At 70.5% G+C, this 5,902-nt stretch carries 4 protein-coding genes; 2 read left to right on the forward strand and 2 right to left on the reverse strand.

From position 1 onward, the window contains the following. Together KME77_RS28170 and KME77_RS28175 are read left to right on the forward strand one after the other, a co-directional pair. Positions 1-698: peptidylprolyl isomerase (locus KME77_RS28170; protein ID WP_219472018.1), on the forward strand; the 698-nt coding region annotated here is incomplete at its 5' end. Positions 699-758: 60 nt separating this feature from the next. Continuing rightward, positions 759-1,988: a DUF349 domain-containing protein gene (locus KME77_RS28175; protein WP_219472021.1), complete on the forward strand. Its 1,230-nt coding sequence runs from the start codon at positions 759-761 to the stop codon at positions 1,986-1,988. 272 nt (positions 1,989-2,260) lie between these two features. Here the strand turns inward: KME77_RS28175 and KME77_RS28180 are convergent, their stop codons facing one another. Beyond that, positions 2,261-4,453 carry a RelA/SpoT family protein gene (locus KME77_RS28180; RefSeq protein WP_219472022.1) on the reverse strand — a complete coding sequence of 731 codons (2,193 nt, stop codon included), beginning with the start codon at positions 4,451-4,453 and terminating at the stop codon, positions 2,261-2,263. A gap of 174 nt (positions 4,454-4,627) precedes the next feature. Continuing rightward, on the reverse strand, positions 4,628-5,146 hold the full coding sequence (locus tag KME77_RS28185) for an adenine phosphoribosyltransferase (protein ID WP_219472024.1): 519 nt from the start codon (positions 5,144-5,146) through the stop codon (positions 4,628-4,630). Between the last annotated feature and the right edge of the window lie 756 nt (positions 5,147-5,902).

The raw sequence follows: 5,902 nt of genomic DNA on the forward strand, positions 1-5,902 counted from the left end.
CCCCGCCCACGGCGTCGGCCCAGGACACGGCGGCGCCGACGGACTCGGCGGCGCCCTCGGCCACGGCCGCCGCGGGCCCCAAGCCGTACGACGCCAAGGCCGGCACGTGCGACTACGTGGCCGAGCAGGCGGGCGGCCAGGTGAAGGACGTGGGCCTGCCGCCGAAGAAGGTCAAGACGACGCCGGCGACCAAGACGCTGACGTTCAAGACCAACCAGGGCGACATCGTGGTCAGCCTGGACAACGCCAAGGCGCCGTGCACGGTCAACTCGCTGGCGTTCCTGGCGGAGAAGAAGTTCTACGACGGCAGCAAGTGCCACCGTCTGGGCAACGACCAGTTCCCGATGCTGCAGTGCGGCGACCCGCTGGCCAAGGCCGACGGCGCGAGCCAGACCGACGGCTCGGGCGGCCCCGGCTACGTGCTGGCGGAGGAGAACCTGGCCGGCGCGAAGTACACGCGGGGCACGATGGCGATGGCCAAGACGCAGGCTCCGGGCACCACGGGAAGCCAGTTCTTCCTGGTCTACGGCGATACGCAGCTCGATCCGCTCTACACGCCGGTGGGTACGATCACCAAGGGCCTGGACATCTTGGACAAGGTGAACAAAGCAGGCGTCATCACTCCGGGGCAGGATGGCACTGGAGCACCAAAGGAAACCGTCGAAATCAAAAGCGTGACAATCTCTGGCAAGAGCTGACGTAATACAAACTAGGGGCAGCAGTCCCGAAGGGTCTGATGGATAGTGCGGGAGGACACGGTGAGCACCGACCCGTGGGGCCGGGTAGACGACGACGGCACCGTCTACGTGCGTACGGCTGAGGGAGAGCGAGCCGTCGGGTCCTGGCAGGCCGGTGAACCGGACGAGGCACTGGCCTACTTCCATCGCAAGTACGACGAGCTGGCCGGCCAGATCACGCTGCTGGAGCAGCGGGTCAGGGGCACCGACCTGGCTCCGGCGCAGGCCGAGGCCAGCATCGTCAAGCTGCGCGAGGCGGTCGCCGACGCGCACGCCATCGGCGACCTCGCCGCGCTGACGGCCCGTCTCGACGGGCTGTCGGAGGTGGTGGCGCAGCGGCGCGAGGAGGTCAAGGCGGCGCGCGAGCACGCGCGGGCCGAGGCCAGGCTGGTCAAGGAGCGCATCGTCGACGAGGCCGAGCGCATCGCCGACGAGACCACCCACTGGAAGTCGGGCGGTGAGCGGCTGCGCGAGCTCGTCGAGGAGTGGAAGGCCGCCGACCGCATCGACCGGGTCACCGAGGCGTCGCTGTGGAAGCGGCTGTCGGCCGCGCGCACGGCGTTCGCCAAGCGGCGCAAGCAGTACTTCGCCGGGCTCGACGAGCAGCGCGAGGGCGTGCGCGCCGAGAAGGAGCGCATCGTCGCCGAGGCCGAGGCGATCGCCGACTCCACCGACTGGGGTCAGACGGCGGCCGTCTACCGCGAGCTGATGCAGCGCTGGAAGAGCGCCGGCCGGGCCTCGCGCGAGGCCGAGGACGAGCTGTGGGCCCGCTTCAAGGGCGCCCAGGACCAGTTCTTCCAGGCACGCTCGGCGGTGTTCGCCGAGCGTGACGCGTCTCTGGCGGCCAACGCGGAGGTCAAGGAGGTGCTGCTGGCGGAGGCCGAGAAGATCCTTCCGGTCACCGACGTGCGCACCGCCAGGGCCGCGCTGCGCCACATCCTGGAGCGCTGGGAGGCGGCCGGTCCGGTGCCGCGCGAGCAGCGCGACCGGCTGGAGGGCGGGCTGCGCAAGGTGGACGACGCCGTGCGCAAGGCCGAGGACGCCGAGTGGAAGCGCTCCAACCCCGAGGCCAGGGCGCGCGCCCAGAGCACGGTCGACCAGCTGCGCACCTCGATCGAGCAGCTGGAGAAGCGCCTGGCCAAGGCGCAGACGGCCGGGCGGGCCAAGGACGTCAAGGAGGCCGAGGAGGCCATCACGGCACGCCGCTCGTGGCTGGAGGAGGCCGAGCGGACGCTGGCGGAGTTCAGCTGACCGGCTGACGGGGGGCGCGCGGGCGAAGGGGGTCGCCTGCGGTCGTCCGCGCCGCGACCCCGGGTCCCGGCGTCGCGGTGCTCCAGGAGCCGGCCGCCGTCGCGGGCGGGCCGGAGGGCGCCTGTGGGAGGGCTGCGGGGCTACGGGCGACCCCGTTCCACCAAGTGACCGCGGCAGGTCGCCTCGGACTCTCTCACGAGCATCCACGTCGCCATGGGCCGGGCGACCACCCCTTCATGCCTTACCGTGATCCGTCGCGATCATCGCCGACCTCAGGTGGAGGCCCCGCTGACCCGGTAGACGTCGAAGACCCCCTGTATGCTGCGCACCGCCTTGAGCACGTGGCCCAGGTGCTTGGGGTCGCCCATCTCGAAGGTGAACTTGCTGATCGCCACCCGGTCGCGCGAGGTCGTCACGGAGGCGCTGAGGATGTTGACGTGCTGGTCGGACAGCGTACGGGTGACGTCGGACAGCAGGCGCGGCCGGTCCAGCGCCTCGACCTGGATGGCGACCAGGAACACCGAGTCGTCGCCCGGCGACCAGCTCACCTCGACCAGGCGGTCGGGCTGCGACTTGAGCTGCTGGACGTTCGTGCAGTCGGCGCGGTGCACCGAGACGCCGTGGCCGCGGGTGACGAAGCCGACGATCTCGTCGCCGGGCACCGGGGTGCAGCACTTCGACAGCCGCACCCAGACGTCGGCGTCGCCCGCGACGACCACGCCCGCGCCCCCGCCGCCCCTGGGACGGCCCTTCAGGCGCGTCGGCAGCGAGGTCTCGGCGATGTCCTCCTCGGCGCTCTCGACGCCGCCTATGGAGGCCACGAGCTTCTGCACGACCGTCTGGGCGGCGACGTGCCCCTCCCCCACGGCCGCGTACAGCGCGGACACGTCGGGGTAGCGCAGGTCGCGGGCCAGCGCCAGCAGCGACTCGCCGGACATCAGGCGCTGCAGCGGCAGGCCCTGCTTGCGCATGGCCCGGCCGATGGCCTCCTTGCCCGCCTCGATCGCGGTCTCGCGGCGCTCCTTGGAGAACCACTGGCGGATCTTGTTGCGGGCGCGGCCCGACTTGACGAACTTCAGCCAGTCGCGCGAGGGCCCGGCGTCGGGTGACTTGGAGGTGAAGATCTCGACCGTGTCGCCGTTGCCGAGGCGCGACTCCAGCGGCACCAGCCGGCCGTTGACCCGCGCGCCGATGCAGCGGTGGCCGACCTCGGTGTGCACCGCGTACGCGAAGTCGACCGGCGTGCCGCCCTCGGGCAGCGCGATGACCTGGCCCTTCGGCGTGAACACGTACACCTCGGAGACCGACAGGTCGAAGCGCAGCGACTCCAGGAACTCGCCCGGGTCGGAGGTCTCCTTCTGCCAGTCGAGGAGCTGGCGCAGCCAGGCCATGTCACTGCCGGGCTTGACCTTGCCGGTCGGGCCGGGGGCGCCGACCTCCTCCTTGTACTTCCAGTGGGCGGCGACGCCGTACTCGGCCCTGTGGTGCATCGAGTGGGTGCGGATCTGCAGCTCGACCGGCTTGCCCTCGGGACCGATCACCGTGGTGTGCAGCGACTGGTACATGTTGAACTTGGGCATCGCGATGTAGTCCTTGAACCGGCCGGGGACCGGGTTCCAGCGCGCGTGGATCGTTCCGAGCGCCGCATAGCAGTCGCGCACGGTGTCGACGAGGACTCTGATGCCGACCAGGTCGTAGATGTCGTCGAACGCGACGTCGCGGGCGATCATCTTCTGGTACACGGAGTAGTAGTGCTTGGGCCGGCCCTTGACCACCGCGCGGATCTTGGCGTCGCGCAGGTCGCCGGAGACCTTCTCGATGACCTCCTGCAGGAACAGGTCCCGGCGCGGGGCCCGCTCCGACACCATGCGCGCGATCTCGTCGTAGCGCTTGGGGTAGAGCATGGCGAACGCCAGGTCCTCAAGCTCCCACTTGATGGTGTTCATGCCCAGGCGGTGGGCGAGCGGGGCGAAGATCTCCAGCGTCTCGCGCGACTTCTGGTGGCGCTTGTGCTCGGGCAGGTAGCGCATCGTGCGCATGTTGTGCAGCCGGTCGGCCAGCTTGATGACCAGCACCCTGATGTCGCGCGACATCGCCACGACCATCTTGCGCACCGTCTCGGCCTGCGCGGCGTCGCCGAACTTGACCTTGTCGAGCTTGGTGACGCCGTCGACCAGGTTCGCGATCGTGTCGCCGAAGTCGGTGCGCAGCTCGTCGAGGCCGTAGGCGGTGTCCTCGACCGTGTCGTGCAGCAGCGCCGCGCACAGCGTCTCGTCGTCGGTGCCGAGCTCGGCCAGGATCGTCGCCACGGCCAGCGGATGGGTGATGTAGGGGTCGCCGCTCTTCCGCTTCTGGTCGCGGTGGTGATGGGCGGCCACCTCATAGGCTCGCTCGATCAGGCGCAGGTCAGCCTTGGGATGGGTGGCGCGGACCGTCCTGAACAGCGGCTCCAGCACCGGATTCATGGTCCCACCCCCAAACCGCCTCCGACGCGCCGACGGAACACCGGGCGCCGCCTCGGCACTCCCTGCGTCAGTTACGTCGGGCACGACCACATCACGGGGCACACAGACTCCTCACGTTCGAGTCCAGGTCCCCAGTGTATCCAGGTGGGAAACCTGGTCCGCCGCCGGACCTGCTCAGACGATCACAAGTGAGCGCAGATCCACTCCGGGCAGGCGCTCGCGTCCCTTGAGGAAAGCCAGCTCCATCAGCACGGCCACGCCCACGACCTCGGCTCCGGCCCTGCGTACCAGCTCCACGGTCGCCTCCGCCGTGCCGCCGGTGGCGAGCACGTCGTCGACCACAAGCACCCTGTCGCCCGTCTCGAACGCGTCGCGGTGCACCTCGATGGTCGCGGAGCCGTACTCCAGATCGTAGGACTCCTCCAGGGTTTCGGAGGGCAGTTTGCCCTTCTTTCTGACCGGTACGAAACCGGCCCGCGCCTTGTAGGCCACCGGAGCGGCCAGAATGAAGCCCCTGGCCTCGATGCCGACGATCTTGTCCACCTGGTGGAGGCCCGCCAGCTCATCCACCACGGCCGCGAACGCCACCGGGTCGGCCAGGAGCGGGGTGATGTCCTTGAACACGATGCCCGGCTGGGGGTAGTCGGACACGTCCCTGATGCGGTCGCAGATCAGCGAGCTGAGGTCGCTCATACGGGGCTCCTTCTCGGGTGGGCGGGGCGGGGCGGCGTTCCCACGGCTGACGGGCTCCATGATGGCCCATCCGCCGGACCACCTGCGCCCGCCGGAAATGCGCTGCCTCCCCCGCTCCCCGGGGCGGTGCGGACGGTGGCCGCTGTACGGCGGCCACGCCGCGCGCCCCTGCGACGGACGGCTGCCTCCTGAACGCCCTGCCGGCCCCAGGAGGGGCAGCCAGCCCCGGGGCGTCATCGAAGACGGGCCGACGGCCGAGGGCAAGGGCGTCGCGCAAGCGGGACCGGTCGTGAGAAGCGGGCCGGCTGCGGAAGGCGAGCCGGTCGCGGGGAGCGAGCCGGTCATAGGACCGTCGCGGAGGGCGGGCCGGTCGCGGGACCGTCATGGGAAGCGGGCCGGTCGCAGAAGGCGGGCCGGGCGTGCGGGCAGCCGTCTGCTGTGGGGAGGCGTTGGCTGTGGGGAGGCGTTGGCTGTGGGGAGGCGTTGGCTGTGGGGAGGCGCTGACGGCCGAGGCGCTGGTGGCTGGGTGGCGTTGGTGGCTGGGCGCGTTAGCGGGTGGGCAGTCGCCGGGGCGGATGCGCGGGTGGGTGGATGCGTGGATGCGCGGGTGAGGGCGTTGGCGGGGCCTGGATCGAGTAGGAGGGTGAGGTCGCCTCACCCTCCTCTCACACCACCGGACATGCGGGCCCGCATCCGGCGGTTCGTCAAGCCGTGGTTCTAAGCCTGCGCCAGGTGTTCTGTAGACCCAGCAACCCC

It is taken from the genome of Nonomuraea rhizosphaerae (assembly GCF_019396405.1).
In the GTDB taxonomy this organism is placed as follows: Bacteria; Actinomycetota; Actinomycetes; order Streptosporangiales; family Streptosporangiaceae; genus Nonomuraea; species Nonomuraea rhizosphaerae.